17 protein-coding genes are annotated in these 17,408 nt (G+C 70.8%); 8 read left to right on the top strand and 9 right to left on the bottom strand.

What is annotated here, in order from left to right; all coding sequences use genetic code 11:
* From IFU19_RS03425 to IFU19_RS03415, 3 genes are all read right to left on the bottom strand, one after another.
* Positions 1 to 906 (bottom strand): carbohydrate ABC transporter permease, encoded by a 906-nt coding sequence (locus IFU19_RS03425; protein ID WP_191916484.1) that lies wholly within the window; start codon positions 904 to 906, stop codon positions 1 to 3.
* Positions 903 to 1,727, bottom strand: coding sequence for a carbohydrate ABC transporter permease (locus IFU19_RS03420; protein WP_207301768.1), 825 nt, complete (start codon positions 1,725 to 1,727; stop codon positions 903 to 905). Before IFU19_RS03420 ends, IFU19_RS03425 begins: the two co-directional genes overlap by 4 nt.
* A gap of 132 nt (positions 1,728 to 1,859) precedes the next feature.
* Positions 1,860 to 3,167: an ABC transporter substrate-binding protein gene (locus tag IFU19_RS03415; RefSeq protein WP_192012923.1), complete on the bottom strand. Its 1,308-nt coding sequence runs from the start codon at positions 3,165 to 3,167 to the stop codon at positions 1,860 to 1,862.
* Between the two features lie 233 nt (positions 3,168 to 3,400).
* On the opposite strand from IFU19_RS03415, the gene ypfJ reads away from it, so the two are divergent.
* Positions 3,401 to 4,276: a KPN_02809 family neutral zinc metallopeptidase gene (gene ypfJ / locus IFU19_RS03410; protein WP_192012922.1), complete on the top strand. Its 876-nt coding sequence runs from the start codon at positions 3,401 to 3,403 to the stop codon at positions 4,274 to 4,276.
* A gap of 87 nt (positions 4,277 to 4,363) precedes the next feature.
* Here the strand turns inward: ypfJ and IFU19_RS03405 are convergent, their stop codons facing one another.
* The 5 genes from IFU19_RS03405 to IFU19_RS03385 all read right to left on the bottom strand — a co-directional run bounded on the left by IFU19_RS03405 (position 4,364) and on the right by IFU19_RS03385 (position 8,931).
* Entirely contained in the window at positions 4,364 to 4,939 is a 576-nt protein-coding gene (locus tag IFU19_RS03405; RefSeq protein ID WP_192012921.1) for a copper resistance protein CopC, read from the bottom strand.
* Positions 4,940 to 4,941: 2 nt separating this feature from the next.
* Complete coding sequence (locus IFU19_RS03400) at positions 4,942 to 5,691, bottom strand: YcnI family copper-binding membrane protein (protein ID WP_192012920.1); 750 nt, start codon at positions 5,689 to 5,691, stop codon at positions 4,942 to 4,944.
* Between the two features lie 65 nt (positions 5,692 to 5,756).
* Complete coding sequence (locus IFU19_RS03395; protein ID WP_055935380.1) at positions 5,757 to 6,359, bottom strand: hypothetical protein; 603 nt, start codon at positions 6,357 to 6,359, stop codon at positions 5,757 to 5,759.
* A gap of 108 nt (positions 6,360 to 6,467) precedes the next feature.
* On the bottom strand, positions 6,468 to 7,721 hold the full coding sequence (locus IFU19_RS03390) for a wax ester/triacylglycerol synthase domain-containing protein (protein ID WP_192012919.1): 1,254 nt from the start codon (positions 7,719 to 7,721) through the stop codon (positions 6,468 to 6,470).
* A gap of 121 nt (positions 7,722 to 7,842) precedes the next feature.
* Positions 7,843 to 8,931 (bottom strand): VanZ family protein, encoded by a 1,089-nt coding sequence (locus tag IFU19_RS03385; protein WP_055935375.1) that lies wholly within the window; start codon positions 8,929 to 8,931, stop codon positions 7,843 to 7,845.
* 79 nt (positions 8,932 to 9,010) lie between these two features.
* Here IFU19_RS03385 and IFU19_RS03380 point away from each other — a divergent pair, with 79 nt between their 5' ends.
* The 3 genes from IFU19_RS03380 to IFU19_RS03370 all read left to right on the top strand — a co-directional run bounded on the left by IFU19_RS03380 (position 9,011) and on the right by IFU19_RS03370 (position 12,543).
* Positions 9,011 to 9,865: a serine hydrolase domain-containing protein gene (locus IFU19_RS03380; RefSeq protein WP_192012918.1), complete on the top strand. Its 855-nt coding sequence runs from the start codon at positions 9,011 to 9,013 to the stop codon at positions 9,863 to 9,865.
* Between the two features lie 166 nt (positions 9,866 to 10,031).
* Entirely contained in the window at positions 10,032 to 12,074 is a 2,043-nt protein-coding gene (locus IFU19_RS03375; protein ID WP_156458759.1) for an APC family permease, read from the top strand.
* 100 nt (positions 12,075 to 12,174) lie between these two features.
* Positions 12,175 to 12,543, top strand: a complete 369-nt coding sequence (locus IFU19_RS03370; RefSeq protein ID WP_192012917.1) for a PLD nuclease N-terminal domain-containing protein — start codon at positions 12,175 to 12,177, stop codon at positions 12,541 to 12,543.
* Between the two features lie 66 nt (positions 12,544 to 12,609).
* Here the strand turns inward: IFU19_RS03370 and arfB are convergent, their stop codons facing one another.
* Positions 12,610 to 13,047, bottom strand: a complete 438-nt coding sequence (gene arfB / locus IFU19_RS03365) for an alternative ribosome rescue aminoacyl-tRNA hydrolase ArfB (protein ID WP_055935366.1) — start codon at positions 13,045 to 13,047, stop codon at positions 12,610 to 12,612.
* A gap of 265 nt (positions 13,048 to 13,312) precedes the next feature.
* On the opposite strand from arfB, the gene IFU19_RS03360 reads away from it, so the two are divergent.
* From IFU19_RS03360 to kdpB, 4 genes are read left to right on the top strand one after another with little or no spacing between them, the layout of a single operon-like run.
* Positions 13,313 to 13,477 (top strand): hypothetical protein, encoded by a 165-nt coding sequence (locus IFU19_RS03360; protein WP_156458676.1) that lies wholly within the window; start codon positions 13,313 to 13,315, stop codon positions 13,475 to 13,477.
* Positions 13,477 to 13,563 (top strand): K(+)-transporting ATPase subunit F, encoded by an 87-nt coding sequence (gene kdpF / locus IFU19_RS03355; RefSeq protein WP_181016022.1) that lies wholly within the window; start codon positions 13,477 to 13,479, stop codon positions 13,561 to 13,563. The genes IFU19_RS03360 and kdpF overlap by 1 nt, the downstream gene beginning before the upstream one ends.
* Positions 13,564 to 13,576: 13 nt before the next feature.
* Positions 13,577 to 15,250 (top strand): potassium-transporting ATPase subunit KdpA, encoded by a 1,674-nt coding sequence (gene kdpA, locus IFU19_RS03350; RefSeq protein WP_258027435.1) that lies wholly within the window; start codon positions 13,577 to 13,579, stop codon positions 15,248 to 15,250.
* The gene (gene kdpB / locus IFU19_RS03345; RefSeq protein ID WP_192012916.1) at positions 15,250 to 17,406 is read left to right on the top strand and encodes a potassium-transporting ATPase subunit KdpB; all 2,157 of its coding nucleotides are present in this window, start codon (positions 15,250 to 15,252) and stop codon (positions 17,404 to 17,406) included. Before kdpA ends, kdpB begins: the two co-directional genes overlap by 1 nt.
* The last annotated feature ends 2 nt before the right edge of the window (positions 17,407 to 17,408 follow it).

Here is a 17,408-nt window from a genome sequence, read left to right as displayed (position 1 = left end):
TCAGCCCTTCACCGCACCGTCGCTCAACCCCGCCACGAGGTACTTCTGCGCCACGAACGCGATCACCACGACCGGGATCGTGAGGAGCATGGATGCCGCACCCGCCTGCTGCAGCATGGGCAGCGTCTGACCGAGCTGCGTCGCGATGAACACCGGCACGGTCTTCGACGACGAGTCGGTGAGCACGAGGGCGGTCAGGTACTCCTGGAACGCGAAGAGGAAGACGAAGATGCCGGCGGTGAGGATGCCGGGACCCATGAGGGGGATCATGACGCGCCGCAACATCCCGATGCGGGAGCAGCCGTCGATCATGGCCGCCTCGTCGAGCTCGCGCGGGATCTCGGCGAAGAAGTTGCGCAGCAGCCAGATCGTGAACGGCTGGTTGATCGCGACCAGGGCGATGGCCAGGGCGACGGTGGTGTCGTAGATGCCGAGGGCGCGGCTGATGTCGTACATCGGCAGAACCACCGAGAAGCGCGGGAGCGCGCGGAAGATGAGCGCGAGCACCAGCAGCAACGCCGAGACGTAACTCGGGAACCGTGACAGGGCGTACGCCGCCGGGATGCCGATGATCAGGGCGACGATGGTGGAGACGATCGCCACCGTGAGGGTGTTGACGAGGTAGTCGGCGAAGTAGGTGGTCTCCCAGAGGTCGACGAAGGCCTGCACCGTCGGCTGGTAGTCCCACAGCACCGGCGGGTTCGCGAAGGCGACGTTCGTGGGCTTCGTGACCGACAGCATCATCCAGATGAACGGGCTCAGCATGACCACGCAGAGCACCGCGAGCAGGGCGCCGGTGACGACCGGTGGACGGTTCAGCCGCCGACGGCGGCCCCGGGGGTTCTTGCCGTCGATGTCGCCGGTGGTGATGGCGCGGGTGGAGAGGTCTCCGGTGGTGAGCGTCATCGCTCGGCCCTCGCTTCCTTGAAGATGCCGCGGATGAACGGGATGAGCATGACCAGGATGAGCAGGATGGTCAGCACGTTGATCGCGCTTCCCAGGCCGAGGTTCGTGGCCCCGTCCGCGAAGGCGACGGAATAGACGTAGAGCATGATCGACTCGTTGCCGATCGCCTGGGCTTGGGGAGACAGGGGGATCAGGTTGTCGAACATGCGCAGCACGTCCATGATCGAGATCAGCGTGACGAAGCCCAGCACCCCGCGGAGCGTGGGGATGATCACGCTGAGGTGCGTCTGCACGGCGTTGGCCCCGTCGATCCGCGCGGCTTCGCGCAACTCGACCGGCACGCCCTGGAGTCCCGCGAGGATGATCAGCATCGCGAACGGCAGCATGTGCCACACGGTGTTCGAGATGACGAGGAGGGCGTTGGGCACCTGGTCGGTGAACCAGAGCACCTGGGTGCCGCCCATGAGCCCGATGAGGCGGTTCACCACGCCGCCGAAGTTGTCGTCGAACAGCCACGAGTAGGCGACGGCGCCCACGAGGTTCGGCAGCACGTACGACACCAGCATGATGCCGAGCACCAGCGGCCGCGAGAGCGACAGGCGGTTCACCCCGGTCGCGATGAGGTAGCCGAGAACGATCAGGATCAGGGTCGTGACGACGGTGACGGTGACGGTGAACAGCACCGCCTTGCCGAAGCGCGGATCGGTCAGCGCGTCGGCGAAGTTCTGCAGTCCGACGAACGTTCCCGGGCTGCCGTAACGGACGCTTTCGAAGCTCCACTGCACGGTGCGCACGAGCGGAACCACCAGCAGCCCGGCCATGATGATGAGGCTCGGCGCGAAGAGAAACCAGAATTCGCGTGCCTTCATTAGGAGGTCTCCCCTCGATCGGCCGCGGCCTGGACTCGCATCCAGGCCGCGGTCATCGATCTGTCGCTTCGAGTGGTGGGCGGATCAGCCGACGAAGGCTTCGCCCGCGGCCTGCATCTGCGCCAGACCGTCGTCGACCGAGACGTTGCCCGACAGGATCTGCACCAGGATGGGGCGGATCTCGTTGGTCAGGTCGGCCAGGATGGGCGACACGATCGGCGGCATCGCCGCCGCGATCGAGTCGTTCGCCGCCTCACCGTAGGGCGAGTTCTCGGCGGTCACCATGCCCTCGCGGGCGGGGTAGGCCGCAGGCACCGACGCGGTCGAGGCGTCTTCGCTGACGGCCGAGGCCATCATGACGAACAGCATGTCGTGGTCGAGCGCCGTGTTGAACGGGATGGACCATCCGTCGATCGACAGGCGGTTGTAGGCGTATGGCGCGTCGGCGGTGACCTTCGGCGGGGCAGCGAACGCGAACGAGTCCGCGAGGTTGCTGTTCGTCGAGAGCGTCAGGTCGTTCATCCGGCCCGAGAACATGATCGACATCGCCGCGGTGCCGTTGTACATCTGCTGCTGCACCTTGGGCTGGTCGAACGTCGCGACCTGCGGGTCCATGTACGGAACGAGCGACAGCATGCCCTCGATCGCCTGCTTGGCCTCGGGGCCGTCGAGGGTGACCTCACCCGACTCGTCGACGAAGTCGCCGCCGAGGGAGTTCATCGCGGCCTGGAAGCTCGTCGAGACGTCGGCGGTGGCGAGCCAGGGCAGCGCCACCGGGTACTGCATCTTTCCGGAGGCGCGGATGGCCTCGGCCGCGCTGACGACATCGTCGAACGTGGTCGGGACCTCGAGGCCGAGCTCGTCGAAGACGTCGGCACGGTAGGCCATGACGAACATCTGCGCCTGCATGGGCAGGGCGTAGAGCTTGCCGTCGTACGACATGCCGGTGCGCATGGACTCGCTGATCTCATTGAGCCCGTACTGGTCGGCGTACTTCGCGAACAGGTCGTCGAGGGGGACGAGCTTCTCCTCGGTCGCGAGACCCGGGATGACGAAGCCGTACGTCTCGACGATGTCGTAGGTGCCGGTGTCGCCCGAGAGCGTCGCGGTCGTCTTGGTGACCTGCCCGCCGAAGTCGATCGGGTCGTGCTTGACCGTCACGTCGTCTTTGGTGCAGCTGGAGACCATCGTGTTCGTGAACGGGTCGATGGCGGAGGAGTTGTACGCGAGCACGTTGACCGTGGTCGCGGATTCGGGTGCGGTGTAGTCGCAGCTGACCTCGGTGGCGTTCTCGTTCCCCGTACGGCTGCCCGCGCCGCATCCGGAGAGGGCGAGTGCGCCCAAGGCCACCGTGGCGACGAGTGCGAGAGCACGCGTTCTGGTGGATGACATGGCCAAACCGTATACGTATGCACAGCGATTAGGGAAGCCTTAGTGCGCATAATCGCGGGTAACGATCTCATTTCGTGAATACGTATGAGCGAGATATGCCAAGAACGCGCGCTACGCGAAATCCTACGAGCAGTGGGGCAGGGGTGGACAGTGCGGCGCGACGACGAGCGCGCCGATCCCGCCGAGCACCAGCCCCTGTCGTCACGGGCGTCGCGCCCGTTACGGTGTCGGACGTGACCTTCAACGACAATGCCCGCGTCGGCAACAACACCGCCAAGCGCCGCGGCGGCACCATCGCCGCGGTGGGCGGTGGAACGGTCGGCCTCGGGGCCATCGTGGCGCTGCTCTTCTCGCTGTTCACCGGCACCGACCTGACCGGGCTCATCGGCGGCGGCCAGGCGCCCGCGGCCCCCGCGGGTGGGGGTGAGGCCCTGACGAGCTGTGAGACGGGCCAGGATGCCAACACCGACGACTCCTGTCGACTGGCGGCCGCCTCCCTCAGCGTCGACCAGTTCTGGCAGGAGCGCCTCGACGGGTACACCCCGCCGCAGCTGATCATCGTCGACGGTGCCACCTCGACGCAGTGCGGCACGGCCTCGAACGCCACCGGGCCCTTCTACTGCCCGCCGGAGCAGACGGTCTACGTCGACCCCACGTTCTTCGCCCTGCTGCGCGAGCAGTACGACACCACGGCGGGCCCGCTGGCCCAGCTGTACGTGCTCGCCCACGAGTACGGCCACCACGTGCAGAACCTCACCGGCGTCATGGAGCAGTACCCGAACGACGGCACCGGTCCCGACAGCAACGGCGTGCGCACCGAGCTGCAGGCCGACTGCTACGCGGGGGCCTGGGTGGCCGCGGCGGGCGAGCAGGTCGACGAGGACGGCACCCCGTACCTCGAGCCGCCCACGCAGCAGCAGATCACGGATGCGCTGGCCGCGGCCTCGGCCGTCGGCGACGACCACATCCAGGCGGAATCGGGCGGGGCGATCAACCCCGAGAGCTGGACGCACGGCTCGAGCGAGCAACGTCAGCGCTGGTTCGACACCGGGCGTGAGGGCGGCGTGAACGCCTGCGACACGTTCTCGGTGCCGGGGCAGAGCCTGTAGGTCGCGCCCGCGGCGCCCGGGTGCGGCATCCCACTCGACACGTTTCCGCGAACGGTGGCCGGGGAGCAGCGCTCCCCGGCCACCGGCTCACTCCTCCCGCGGACGCGTGCGCACGATGACGACGACCAGCACGCCCACCAGAACCACGACGCCGCCGCCGACCAGGAGCCCCACCGTGAGGCCCGACGGTCCGCCGGTCTCGGATGACGCGGACTCGGCCGGCGCAGCCGCGGAGCCGACGGCGCTCGCACAGGGCGAGTCGTCCGACCCCACGGACGTGCCCGCGGCGGTGGAGGTGAACGGGAAGGTCCCCGAGACCGGGTGCCCGTCGGACGACACCGCGCGCCATTCGACCGTGTAGTCGCCGGGTGCCCCCAGCTCGACGGGCACGCTCAGCGTGGGCCCGGCGAGCGCGACGCAGTCGGCCTCGTAGTGCCGGCCGTCGGGTCCCAGGACGACGACGATGTTGCCGCCGTCGTACCCCAGCAGATTGGCGCTGAAGTCGAGGGTGATCTCCGACACCGTCGACACCGTGTCGCCGGAGGCGGGCGAGGTCGAGACCAGGCTGTCGTGCGCCGACGCGGCCTGAGCCCCGCCGAGCACGGCACCCAGCGCGATCGCCGCGACCGCCAGGGAGCGCCCGAGGGCGCGCGGTGCCCGCACGGTCAGCTGCGCTTCGGGCGACGCGACAGGGCGAGGGCGCCGAGCACCGCTCCGGCGGCGGCGACGACCAGCGCGGCGATGCTGAGTCCGAGAGCGACACCCGACGACTCGGATGCCGGGCCCGAGGCCGACGAGGCCTCACCGGCGTCGTGCTCGTGCGACGGCGCGGCGGACGCCGTGCCGTGGCTGTGCGCGCCCGTGGGAGGGGTGTCGTTGATGTAGAGCACCGGAGCCGGCTCGAGCGTGTCGTCGGCGGCGACCTCGTCGGGCGTCGCAGCCCAGTCGACGACCGATCCGTCGGAGTAGGTCTGCGCGGCGGGCAGCACCACGTGACCGGTGTCGGGCACGGGTCCCAGCACGGCCGAGAAGACCTGGAACTGGTCCTGACCGATGCCGACCCCGGGGTCGGCCTGCCACACGATCTTCAGCGCGGCGTCGGTGAGGGTGTTGCCGTCGACCTCGACGGGCGCGGGCAGGGCGCCCTTCTCGACCGTGGCCGTCCAACCCGGGACGGGCTGCACGAGCACGGCGCTCAGCGGTGTGTCGGTGGGCAGGGTGACCTCGAGCTTGACGGTCGACGCCGTCTCGGACTCGGTGGGAACGCGGAAGTTGACCGTGGCGTAGCTGCCCGGGGTGGCGGTGTCGGGGTTGACGGTGACGTGCGCGGATGCCGCGAGGGGGACCGCGATCGCGAGGGCCGCGCCGGCGGCGAGGCCGACGAGGGCACGACGAAGGAAGGGGGTACGGGACATGGTGCTGCTTTCTGACGGTGCGCGCGCGACGGTGTCGCGTCGCGCGAAAGGATGAGGGGTCGAGATCACGCCGCGAGCGGCGGACCCCGATGCCTCATCACCGACAGCACGGCGATCCCCGTCGCGCGAAGCGGCGGCTCGGCCGCCGGGGCGGGAACGCTCACCGCCACCGGAGGCGACGCGACCGGCCGCAGGGCGCGGAAGGTCGCGAGCAGGAAGCCGGCGATCGCGCGCAGCGCGCGCTCGCCCGTGCCCAGAGCGAAGATCGTGAGCGCCGCGGCGCACGCGTGCGCGACCCACATCCACGGCGAGTGCCCGCTGTGGTCGGGGGGAAGCGAGCCGGAGGCCGCGGCATCGAGGAAAGAGGTCACCGCACCGTGGTGGCCCACCGGTGCGGCGGAGCCGCCCCCGCGCAGGTCGAGGGCGAGCAGTCCGTGGAACACCGCCTGGCTGAGCACGACGGCGAGCGAGAGCCGCCGCCACGACAGGGAGCGGCCGGCCAGGAGCACGCACACGGGCGCGGCCAGGCACAGCGCCACCGCGATGTTCATCAGCGACGGCAGTTCAGCGGCGACGGAGGCGTGCGAGACGGTCGCGACGAAGGTCGCCAGGGTCGCCGCAGCGACTCCGCGTCCTGCGCGCTGGGCCCGCCCCGCTCTCGACGACATGCGCCTCCTTCTCGAAAAGCCTATGTGCCCCGCGACCGGGCGGGTGCCGCCCCGCGCGCTCAGCGGCGCCGACGCCGAGCGATACGCGACCGTCTCAGCGCGCGCCGCTCACCGCGTGCCCGCGCGCAGGGCGTCCCATGTGTCGTGCGCGGCCTCGGCCAGCAGCTCGACGTCGGGCACGGCCTCGGGGTCGACGCAGAACCCCACCCCGAGCCAGCGGTCGTTCGAGATCGCGGCGACGCGCAGGGCGTGCCTCGGCCCCGGTTCCGACGACGTGTATACGTGGCCCACCCGGCGGCCGGCGACCGACACCGCCACGCGCGGCCCGGGCACGTTCGAGATGGCGAGAGCGAACTCGCGCGGGTCGTCGGCGAGACCGCGCAGCAGCGCGCCGGCCGACCCGGCCGCGGCGAGCGCGTGGAACAGCTCGTCGAGGGCGCGCGCATCGTGGGCGTGCTTGCGGGCGCGGGTCTGGGCGCTGAGCAGGTCGAGCCGACGCAGGTCGTCGGGCTCGTCGAGGTGCAGGCCGACGTCGACGAACGAGTCGCGATTGCCGGATGCCGCGGCGTCCTCGCCGCGTTCGTGCAGGCTCACGGGCACCTGGGCGTTGAGCCGCGGCACGTGCCCGTGGTGCACGAGGCGCCGCCGCAGGGCCCCGGCGATGACCGTGAGAAGCACGTCGTTGATCGTGGCGTGGTCGGCGCGCGAGGCGCCGACGGCGCGTGCCTCGGCGAGCGGCACGTCGACGAAGGCGAGGGCGCGGCGCGCGCTGATCGGGCGGTCGAACGGGGAGTGCGAGCCGGGGTGAGCGAGCTCGCGGGCAAGGGTCATCGGCATCCGTTCCCATTCGCTCCACCGCGTCGGGCGGGCGTCGGGATCGCGCAGGCCGACCTCGTGCGCCGGGGCGTCGTGCGGCTCGAAGATCACCGCCTCGAGGAAGCGCACGGCCGTGAGCCCGTCGGCGAGGGCGTGGTGCAGGCGCACCGCCACCGCCTCTCGACCATCGGCGAGGGGGCCGACGAGGTCGACGCTCCACAACGGGCGCGAGCGGTCGAGGGGCTCCGACATGAGCCGGCCCACGACCGCGCGCAGCGCCGCGGGGTCGTCGGCCGCGTGACGGCGCACGTGCTGCGAGACATCGACGTCGGTCGCCTCGATCCACGCCGGTCCGTCGCCGTCGTCGACGATCACCTGGAGCCCGCGCGGGAAGGCCGGCAGTCGGGCGGCGACGCTTTCGCGCACCGCCTCGAGATCGAGGGCCTCGCCGGGCTCGAGCACGAGCAGCTTCAGCGCATGCCCGCGCACGACATCGGACTCCAGCGCCAGGATGCGTGCATCCGCGGCCGACAGCGGCTCCCCCATGCGGCCTACGGTAGCGGGCGGTCCGCGGCGTCGGTCGGCGCGGCCTCACTCGTGTCCCACCGAGGGGGCAAAACTCGGTGCACGCGCACGCCGTCGTCGACGCCGCACAGACCGAGCCGGGTCACCCGGATGCGCTCGTGTCGACCGAGGGACTCACCACCCCGGCCCGATCGTCGACCAGGCGCCGGCGACCGATCCAGCCGGTGAGGCCGCGGCCGTCGGGCCAGACCACGAGAAGTGCGCCGGTCACCAGCGCCAGCAGGAACGCCGCGATCGACCACGGCGCCGGCAGCGCCGCGAGCACCGCGTAGGCGCCCGCCCCGGTGAGGAATCGCAGCGGGCGGGCGGCCCAGACCGGCAGGATGCCGTTGGTGAACCGCACGCGCGTCGCGAGGTCGCCGATCGACCGACCGGTCACCAGCACGACCCCCAGCCAGAGCGCCGCGCCCGCCACCGTCCCGGCCCACGAGGCCGCCTCGTCGGTCGCCAGGGTGGCCGACTCGCCGAGCAGCAGCACCGTGACCGCCTGCACGAGCACCGACACCGCGACGCCGACGAGCGAGATGCCCACGACGTCGCAGACCAGTCCCAGCAGACGGCGGCGGCGGGTCACGGGGCGGGGCACCTCGGCATCCGGGCTCTTCGCCACCCCTCGGTGCGCCGCGGGCACCGCGAAGGCGACCAGCGAGCCGAGCAGGGCCCCCGAGGTGTTCACGATCAGGTCGTCGACGTCGAACACGCGGTACGCGCAGGGGAAGAGGCCCCACACGCCAGTCAGCTGCGTCGTCTCGATGAGTGCCGAGGTCGCGAGTCCCACGAGACCGGCGACCAGGATGCCGCGACCCCCGAGCACCCGCAGGAAGAAGCCCAGCGGCAGGAAGAGCAGCACGTTCAACGCCACCTGCAGCACCGTCGGATCGGTCAGGTAGCGCCCCGACACGGCGACGGCGGCGCGGATGTCGTCGACGAACTCGAACGGCCGCAGGTTGACTCCCGCGCAGCGATAGAGGTCGTCGTCGGGCAGAGGAATGAGCGTGTACGTCCAGATCGCCCAGAAGTACACCGCCGCCCCCGCCCAGAGCAGCGTGCGCCAGAGCGTCAGACCCCCGCGGCGCCGATAGCTCACGGCGACGAACGGCACGAGGGCGAGCACGGCGACCACCCCGCCCGCGATCACGGCGAGCAGCCCCGAGCCCACGATGTCGTTCACCCCGCGATCCTAGAGACCAGTGCGGCGTCGCCGCCCGACGACCCCGCGGGTTGACACGGCCCGCCCGTAGCCTGGGGGGATGACCCCGGCCCACGACCTGCGCGCGGCGCTCGTGCGCCACATCGACGACACCGGCTTCGGCGCCCACGGGCTGCACGTGCGCGTGGGCGCCGACGTCGCCGAGCACCGCTGGACGCCCGACGGGCGCGAAGAGATCCACTCGGTCGCGAAGGCCGTGTGCGTGCTCGCGGCGGGGATCGCCGCCGCCGACGGGCTGCTCGATCTCGACGAGCCCGTCGCGGGCATCGTCCCCACCGCCGCGCCGGACGTGACCGTGCGCCACCTGCTGTCGATGTCGAGCGGCATCGACCTGGCGTGGTCCCCGACGATGATGACCGACTGGCCCGACCTCGCCGCCGAATTCCTCTCGCGCCAGTCTCGCGGCCGCGTGTTCCAGTACTCGAACGCCAGCACGTACACCGCGATGCACGTGCTGGCCCACCGCACGGGCGACGTCGAGGAGTACCTGCGCCCCCGGCTGTTCGCCCCGCTCGGCCTCGCCGACCTCGCCTGGGAGCGCTGTCACAACGGGCGCATCCTCGCCGGCGAGGGCCTCGCCCTGCGCACCGGCGAGATGGCGCGCCTCGGCCTGCTGCTGCGCAACCGCGGCGTCTGGCAGGGCGAACGGCTCGTCCCGGCCGAGACGGTGGACGCCCTGCACTCGGCCTGGATCGACACCGGCAGCGCGGGCGACGGGTACCGCCGGTACGCCCTGGCCGGGTGGGACGGACCCGGCGCCGCGTGGCGGCTGCACGGGGCGTACGGGCAGATGATCGTGTTCGCCGGCGACGCCGTCGTGACCATCAGCGCCGACGACCACGCCGGCGCCGACGCGGTCGCGGCGTTCATCGCCGAGGCGGCCGCCCCGGCCTGACCCGCGGTTCGCGCCTCGAGCCGACCCGGCACCGTGTTGTCGCGGTGATCACGGTCTGACTGCCATGCGATGAACGACGTGCGCGTCGGATTGCGCCGCCCGTCCAGTGCGCGTAGTGTCACGCGCCGTGACTGAAGAAAGTCGCGAGCCCGGCGTCGAGACGCCGATGGCCAAGCGCATCCTTATCGGCGAGCCTTTGACGTCGGAAAAACTCGACGACCAGCTCCTGCCCAAGAAGATGGCGCTGCCTATCTTCGCCTCCGACGCGCTCTCCTCGGTGGCGTACGCCCCGCAGGAGCTCCTGATGATCCTGCTCATCGGCGGAACGGCCCTGCTGACCCTCAGCCCGTGGGTCGCGGTCGCCGTCGTGGTGCTCCTCATCGTGGTGGTGCTGAGCTACCGGCAGCTCATCAAGGCCTACCCCTCGGGCGGCGGCGACTACGAGGTCGCCAGCAAGAACCTGGGCGAAGTGCCCGGCGTGGTCGTGGCCGCGGCCCTGCTCGTGGACTACGTGCTCACGGTGGCCGTGTCGGTGGCATCCGGGGTCGACAACATCATCTCGGCGCTGCCGGAACTCAACCCGTTCCGCGTCGAGATCGCCGTCGGCTTCGTGATCCTCATCGTGATCGTGAACCTCCGCGGCGTGCGCGAGGCATCGAGCGTCTTCGCGATCCCCACCTACCTGTTCATCGGGTCGGTCGGCGTGATGATCGTCGTGGGCCTCGCCCGCACGTTCCTCGGGGACGCTCCCGAGGCCTCGAGCGCCAACTACGCCGTGCAGGCCGAGTCGCTCACCCAGGCGGCGCTCATCCTGCTCGTGCTGCGCGCCTTCTCGAGCGGCTGCTCGGCGCTGACCGGGGTGGAGGCGGTGTCGAACGGCGTCCCCGCGTTCCGCAAGCCCAAGATCCGCAACGCGCAGACGACGCTGAGCCTCATGGGCGGCATCGCCATCGTGCTCTTCGCGGGTCTCACCGCTCTCGCGCTGATCTCGGGCGTGCACTACGCCGAGAACCCCTGCCACCTCATCGGCTTCGACTGCGCCAACAACCCGCAGCCGAGCCTCATGGCGCAGGTGGCCGCGGCGACCTTCGGCATGGGCAGCATCCCGTTCTTCATCATCCAGGCCGCCACCGCGTGCGTGCTGCTGCTGGCCGCCAACACCGCCTTCAACGGCTTCCCGCTGCTGGGCGCGGTCCTGGCCCGCGACGGCTACGCCCCGAAGGCGCTCAACACCCGCGGCGACCGCCTGGTGTACTCGAACGGCATGATCATCCTCGGCATCGTCGCCATCGGCGTGCTGATCGTCTACCAGGCCAACCTCACCACGCTGATCCAGCTCTACATCATCGGCGTGTTCGTGTCGTTCTCGCTCGGGCAGATCGGCATGGTGCGGCACTGGCGGCGCGCTCTGCGCGAATTCAAGCTCCTGCCCGCCGAGGCGGCGAAGCAGCAGTCCGCGGCCATCGAGCGCCGCTCCGCGATCTCGGGCCTGTGGATCAACTCCGTCGGCGCCGCGATGACGGTGCTCGTGCTGCTGATCGTCACGGTCACGAAGTTCACGCACGGCGCCTGGCTGGTGTTCATCGCCATCCCGATCCTCGCCGTGCTGATGATCGGCGTGAACCGGTACTACCGCGACGTCGAGCACGAGATCCAGATGGACGACACGGTGCACTTCGGCTCGTCGGGCGACGTGGCGATCGTGCTGGTGAACCGCCTGCAGAAGCCCACGTCGAAGGCGATCGACTACGCCCTCGCCGCCAACCACGACAAGACCCTCGCCGTGCACGTCGCGATCACCGAAGAGGAGTCGGCGAGGCTGCAGCGCGACTGGGCCGAGCACGAGGTGCCCATCCCCCTCGTGATCATCGACTCGCCGTACCGCACGTACACCTCGCCGGTGTCGACGTTCATCAAGAAGTACCGCGAGAAGAACGGCTCGGCCATCGTCACCGTCTACCTGCCGCAGTACATCGTGGGGCACTGGTGGGAGTCGATCCTGCACAACCGGCGCTCGCGCCGCCTGGCGCACCAGCTCATGCTCGTGCACGGCGTCTCGATCACCCTCGTGCCGTGGCTGCTCGACTCGTCGGAGGTCATCTACGGTCGCCGCTCCCGCCCCCTGCCGGGCCAGCAGCGCGGTGGCCAGCCGGTAGACAACACCCCGACGCCGCGTTCGCGCAAGGCGCCGCCCCCCTCGGCATCCTGAGTCCCGTCCGACGCCCCCCCTCGTGGTGGGGGCGTCGGAGTTCGGCCCGCCCGCGACACGTCGGTGGACGCGGCCGCGGCTCTGCGACAGGGTGGATGCCATGCCAGTACTCGCCCTGCTGAACGTCGCCGTCCTGGTGATCGCCCTGATCGACGTCATCACCCGGCGCGATGACCAGGTGAAACATCTGCCGAAGTTCGCGTGGATCTTCTTCATCGTGCTGCTGCCGCTGATCGGCTCGATCCTGTGGTTCGCGCTCGGTCGCGAGTACGAGGCGCGCTCCGCGCCGATGTCGTTCGGCGACCCGCGCCGCTGGCAGAAGGACACGCCCGCGCCGGCGGCGCCGAGCGCGACCCGCACCACCGAGCAGCAGATCGCCGACCTCGAGCGCGAGATGCACCTCGCCGACCTCGAGGAGCAGGTGCGCCGCCGCCGCGCCGAGGGCGGCTCCGGGGGCACCGCCGACTGACGCGGCGGAGCGGGCCGGGTCGGCCGAGCTCGCCGCGCGGCCCACCCGCGGGGGCAGTGACCGACCTCAGTCGGTCGGTCGCCGGCGCATCCGCTTCACGTCGGTGCGGCGCTGCTTGGCCTGCAGGCGGCGTTCCTTCGAGCCCCGCGTCGGCTTCGTCGCGCGGCGGGGAGGGGCGGGCGGTCGCACCGCCTCGGCGAGGATCGCGGCGAGCCGGTCGCGCGCGGCGTCGCGGTTGCGTGCCTGCGCGCGGTGCTCCGACGCCGCGATGGTCAGTACGCCGTCGACGAGGCGGTTCCCCAGGCGGTCCAGGACCCGCTCGCGCTGCGCGCGCGACAGAGCGGTCGAGGCCGCGGCATCCCACATCACCTCCACCCGCGAGTCGGCGGTGTTCACTCCCTGCCCGCCGGGGCCCGACGAGCGCGAGAACCGCCACGACAGCTCGGACGCGGGGATCACGAGCGTCGCCGTGACCGCGACACCGGGACCGTCGGACGCGAGCATGACTCCATCATGCGCCCGGGCTGCTGCGCTGCGCGCGCACGACTCCTGCAACCCCCACCCCACCGCGCGGCCGCGAGCCCCGACACCGCGTTCTGCCGGAGTCGTGAAGCCCCCGCGTAAGCGCGCCGTATGCGTCCGCCGCACACCCGTAGGGAAACCGTGAGGACGCCCGGATGCCGAACCTCCCGCCGGTTGTATCGGAACACGTGCCGCCCCGCGGCGCCCGCGGTCCGCCCGCGGTTCTGTTCTCGATCCTGGAGTCGTCGTGCTCGATGCCGTCTTCCTCGCCGCGACCGTCGCGATCTTCGCGCTGGTCGCCCTCGTCGCGAAGGGGGTCGAGAAGCTGGGCCCCGAGGTCCGCGCCTCGTCTCCTCGCCCCACCCCGCCGTCTGCCCCGGCAGCCCGCGAGAACAGCGGGGACCGGCCGTGATGTTCTTCACGATCCTCGCCGCCGTGCTCGCGGTCGCCGCCGTCGTCTACCTCGTGGTCGCCCTCGTCCGCCCCGAGAAGTTCTGACATGGACGCCGGAATGATCTGGTCCATCGTGTTGACCAGCCTCACCCTCATCGTCGCCCTGGGACTGGCGTACCGCCCCCTCGGCGACTACATCGCCCGCATCTACACCGGCGCGCGCGACCTCGCCGTCGAGCGGGGCACCTACCGCCTGATCGGCGTGGACCCCCGCAGCGCGCAGACCTGGCAGGCCTACCTGCGCTCGGTGCTGCTGTTCTCGTTCGTGGGCGTCGTCCTCGTCTACGCGATCATGCGGTTGCAGACCGTGCTGCCCTTCTCGCTGGGTCTCGAGGCACCGGGCGAGGCGCTGTCGTTCAACACCGCGGCGTCGTTCGTCGCGAACACCAACTGGCAGTCCTACTCGGGCGAGACGACGCTCGGCTACACCGTGCAGTTCGCGGCGTTGACCGTGCAGAACTTCGTGAGCGCCGCCGTGGGCATCGCCGTCGCCGTCGCCCTGGTGCGCGGGTTCGCATATCGCCGCAGCGGCGTGATCGGCAACTTCTGGGTCGACCTGGTGCGCGGCACGTACCGCCTGCTGCTGCCGTTCTCGATCGTCGCGGCCGTCGTGCTGCTCGCGGGCGGCGTCATCCAGAACCTCAACGGCTTCACCGATGCCACGACCCTCACGGGAGCCGCCCAGTCGATCCCGGGTGGGCCGGTGGCCTCGCAGGAGGCGATCAAGCTCCTCGGCACCAACGGCGGCGGGTTCTTCAACACCAACTCCGCCCACCCGTTCGAGAACCCGACGCCGTGGACGAACCTGTTCGAGATCTTCCTCATGCTGGTGATCCCGTTCTCGCTGCCCCGCGCCTTCGGGCGCATCGTCGGCGACAACCGCCAGGGATACACGATCCTGGGCGTGATGGGGGCGATCTTCGTGGCCTCCACCGCCCTGATGACGTGGGCCGAGCTCGCCGGCGCCGGCACCGCTCCCCAGCTCGCGGGCGGCTCGCTCGAGGGCAAGGAGGTGCGCTTCGGCATCTTCGGTTCGACGCTCTTCTCGTCGACGAGCACGCTGACCTCGACCGGCGCGGTCAACTCGATGCACGACAGCAACACCGCCCTCGGCGGCATGATGCCGATGATCAACATGATGCTCGGCGAGGTCGCCCCCGGCGGCGTCGGCTCGGGGCTCTACGGAATGCTGATCCTCGCCGTGATCGCGGTGTTCGTCGGCGGGCTGCTGATCGGCCGCACCCCCGAGTACCTGGGCAAGAAGATCGGGCCGCGCGAGATCAAGCTCGCGAGCCTGTACATCCTCGTCACGCCCACCCTGGTGCTGGCCGGGACCGCGCTGAGCTTCGGGGTTCCCGGCATCCGGGACGACGTGGAGTCGACCTCGATCCTCAACCCGGGCGTGCACGGTCTGAGCGAAGTGCTCTACGCCTTCACCTCGGCGGCGAACAACAACGGCTCGGCCTTCGCCGGCCTCACCGCCAACACCCCGTGGTTCAACACCGCGCTCGGCGTGGCGATGCTGCTCGGACGCTTCCTGCCGATCGTGTTCGTGCTGGCGCTGGCCGGTGCCCTCGCGGCACAGGATGCCGTGCCCGCCACCGCCGGAACCCTGCCGACGCATCGCCCGCAGTTCGCGGGTCTGCTCGCCGGCGTCGCCGTGATCGTCACGGCGCTCACCTACTTCCCGGTCCTCACTCTCGGACCCCTCGCCGAAGGACTTGCCCGCTGATGTCCACCCTCACCCACGCTCCGGCCCCCGCCGCCGATCCCGAGCAGACCACCCCGCGGCGTGCGTTCAGCGCCGCCCAGGTCGTCGCCGCCCTTCCGGGGGCGGCCAAGAAGCTCAACCCCGCGGCGCAGTGGCGCAACCCCGTGATGTTCCTCGTCTGGGTGGGCGCGGCCCTGACCACGCTCATCGCTCTCGCCGAGCCGTTCCTCGGAGGCGGCGACACCACGCTCCCCGCCGGTTTCACCTGGGGCATCGCCGTCTGGCTCTGGCTCACCGTGTTCTTCGCGAACATCGCCGAGTCGGTCGCCGAGGGCCGCGGCAAGGCGCAGGCGGCGACGCTGCGCAAGACCCGCACGACCACCTCGGCCCGCCGCGTCGTCTCGTACTCCGCCGAAGACCCCTCGGCATCCGCCGCCGCGACCGAAGACGTCCCCTCGGGCGACCTGCGCCTCGGCGACGTCGTGCTCGTCGAGACGGGCGAGCTCATCCCCGGCGACGGCGACATCGTGCACGGCATCGCCACGGTCGACGAGTCGGCGATCACCGGCGAATCCGCCCCGGTCGTGCGCGAGTCGGGCGGCGACCGCAGCGCCGTCACCGGCGGCACCCGCGTGCTCAGCGACCGCATCGTCGTGAAGATCACCTCGAAGCCCGGTGAGACGTTCGTCGATCGCATGATCGCGCTCGTCGAGGGCGCTTCGCGTCAGCGCACCCCCAACGAGATCGCGCTGAACATCCTGCTCGCGAGCCTGTCGATCGTGTTCGTGATCGTCGTGCTGGTGTTGAACCCCATCGCCTCGTACGCGGCATCCCCCGTCTCGATCCCCGTGCTCGTCGCGCTGCTCGTCTGCCTGATCCCCACGACCATCGGCGCCCTGCTGAGCGCCATCGGCATCGCGGGCATGGACCGCCTGGTGCAGCGCAACGTGCTCGCCATGTCGGGCCGCGCCGTCGAGGCCGCGGGCGACGTCACCACCCTGCTGCTCGACAAGACCGGCACCATCACCTACGGCAACCGTCGCGCGTCGGCGTTCGTCGCCCTGACGGGCGTCGGCGGGCCGGAGCTCGCGGAGTACGCCTCGCTGTCGTCGCAGGCCGACCCCACGCCCGAGGGCGTGTCGGTCGTCGAGCTCGCGGCAGCCCAGGGGATCGTCGCCGACCTGCCCCGGGGTGCGGAACCCGTGCCCTTCACGGCGCAGACCCGCATGAGCGGCCTCGACCTGGTCGACGGGACGCTCGTGCGCAAGGGCGCCGCGTCCGCCGTGCTCGCCTGGCTGGACGGCTCGGGGGCCGCCGTGCCCGACACCACCCGTGCCGAACTCCTGAGATCCGCGAACGCCATCGCCGAGTCCGGCGGAACTCCGCTGGTGGTCGCCACGCTGGCCCCCGATTCCTCAGGAGTTTCGCACGGCTCGGCCCGGCTGCTCGGCGTCATCCACCTGAAGGACGTCGTCAAGGACGGCCTGCGCGAGCGGTTCGAGGAGCTGCGGGCCATGGGCATCCGCACCGTGATGATCACGGGCGACAACCCCCTCACCGCCAAGGCGATCGCCGCCGAGGCCGGGGTCGACGACTTCCTCGCCGAGGCCACGCCCGAAGACAAGCTCGCGCTCATCCAGCGCGAGCAGCAGGGCGGCAACCTCGTCGCGATGACCGGCGACGGCACGAACGACGCCCCGGCGCTGGCTCAGGCCGACGTGGGCGTCGCGATGAACACGGGCACTTCGGCCGCGAAGGAGGCCGGCAACATGGTCGACCTCGACAGCGACCCGACCAAGCTCATCGACATCGTGCGCATCGGCAAGCAGCTGCTCATCACGCGCGGCGCGCTGACGACGTTCTCGCTCGCCAACGACATCGCGAAGTACTTCGCGATCATCCCGGCGATGTTCATGGGCGTGTTCCCGGGCCTCGCGGTGCTGAACGTCATGCAGCTGTCGTCGCCGGCCTCGGCCGTGCTCAGCGCGATCATCTTCAACGCCGTGGTCATCATCGTGCTCATCCCCCTGGCGCTGCGCGGAGTGAAATACCGCGCGGCCAGCGCCTCGAGCATCCTCAGCCGCAACCTGCTCGTGTACGGGCTCGGCGGCGTCCTCGTCCCCTTCATCGGCATCAAGCTCATCGACCTCGTCGTGAGCCTGCTCCCCGGTTTCTGAAA

Origin of the sequence: Microbacterium sp. CFBP 8794 (assembly GCF_014841235.1) — a bacterium.
Lineage (GTDB): Bacteria > Actinomycetota > Actinomycetes > Actinomycetales > Microbacteriaceae > Microbacterium.
This window is presented reverse-complemented; position numbering and strand designations above follow the sequence as displayed.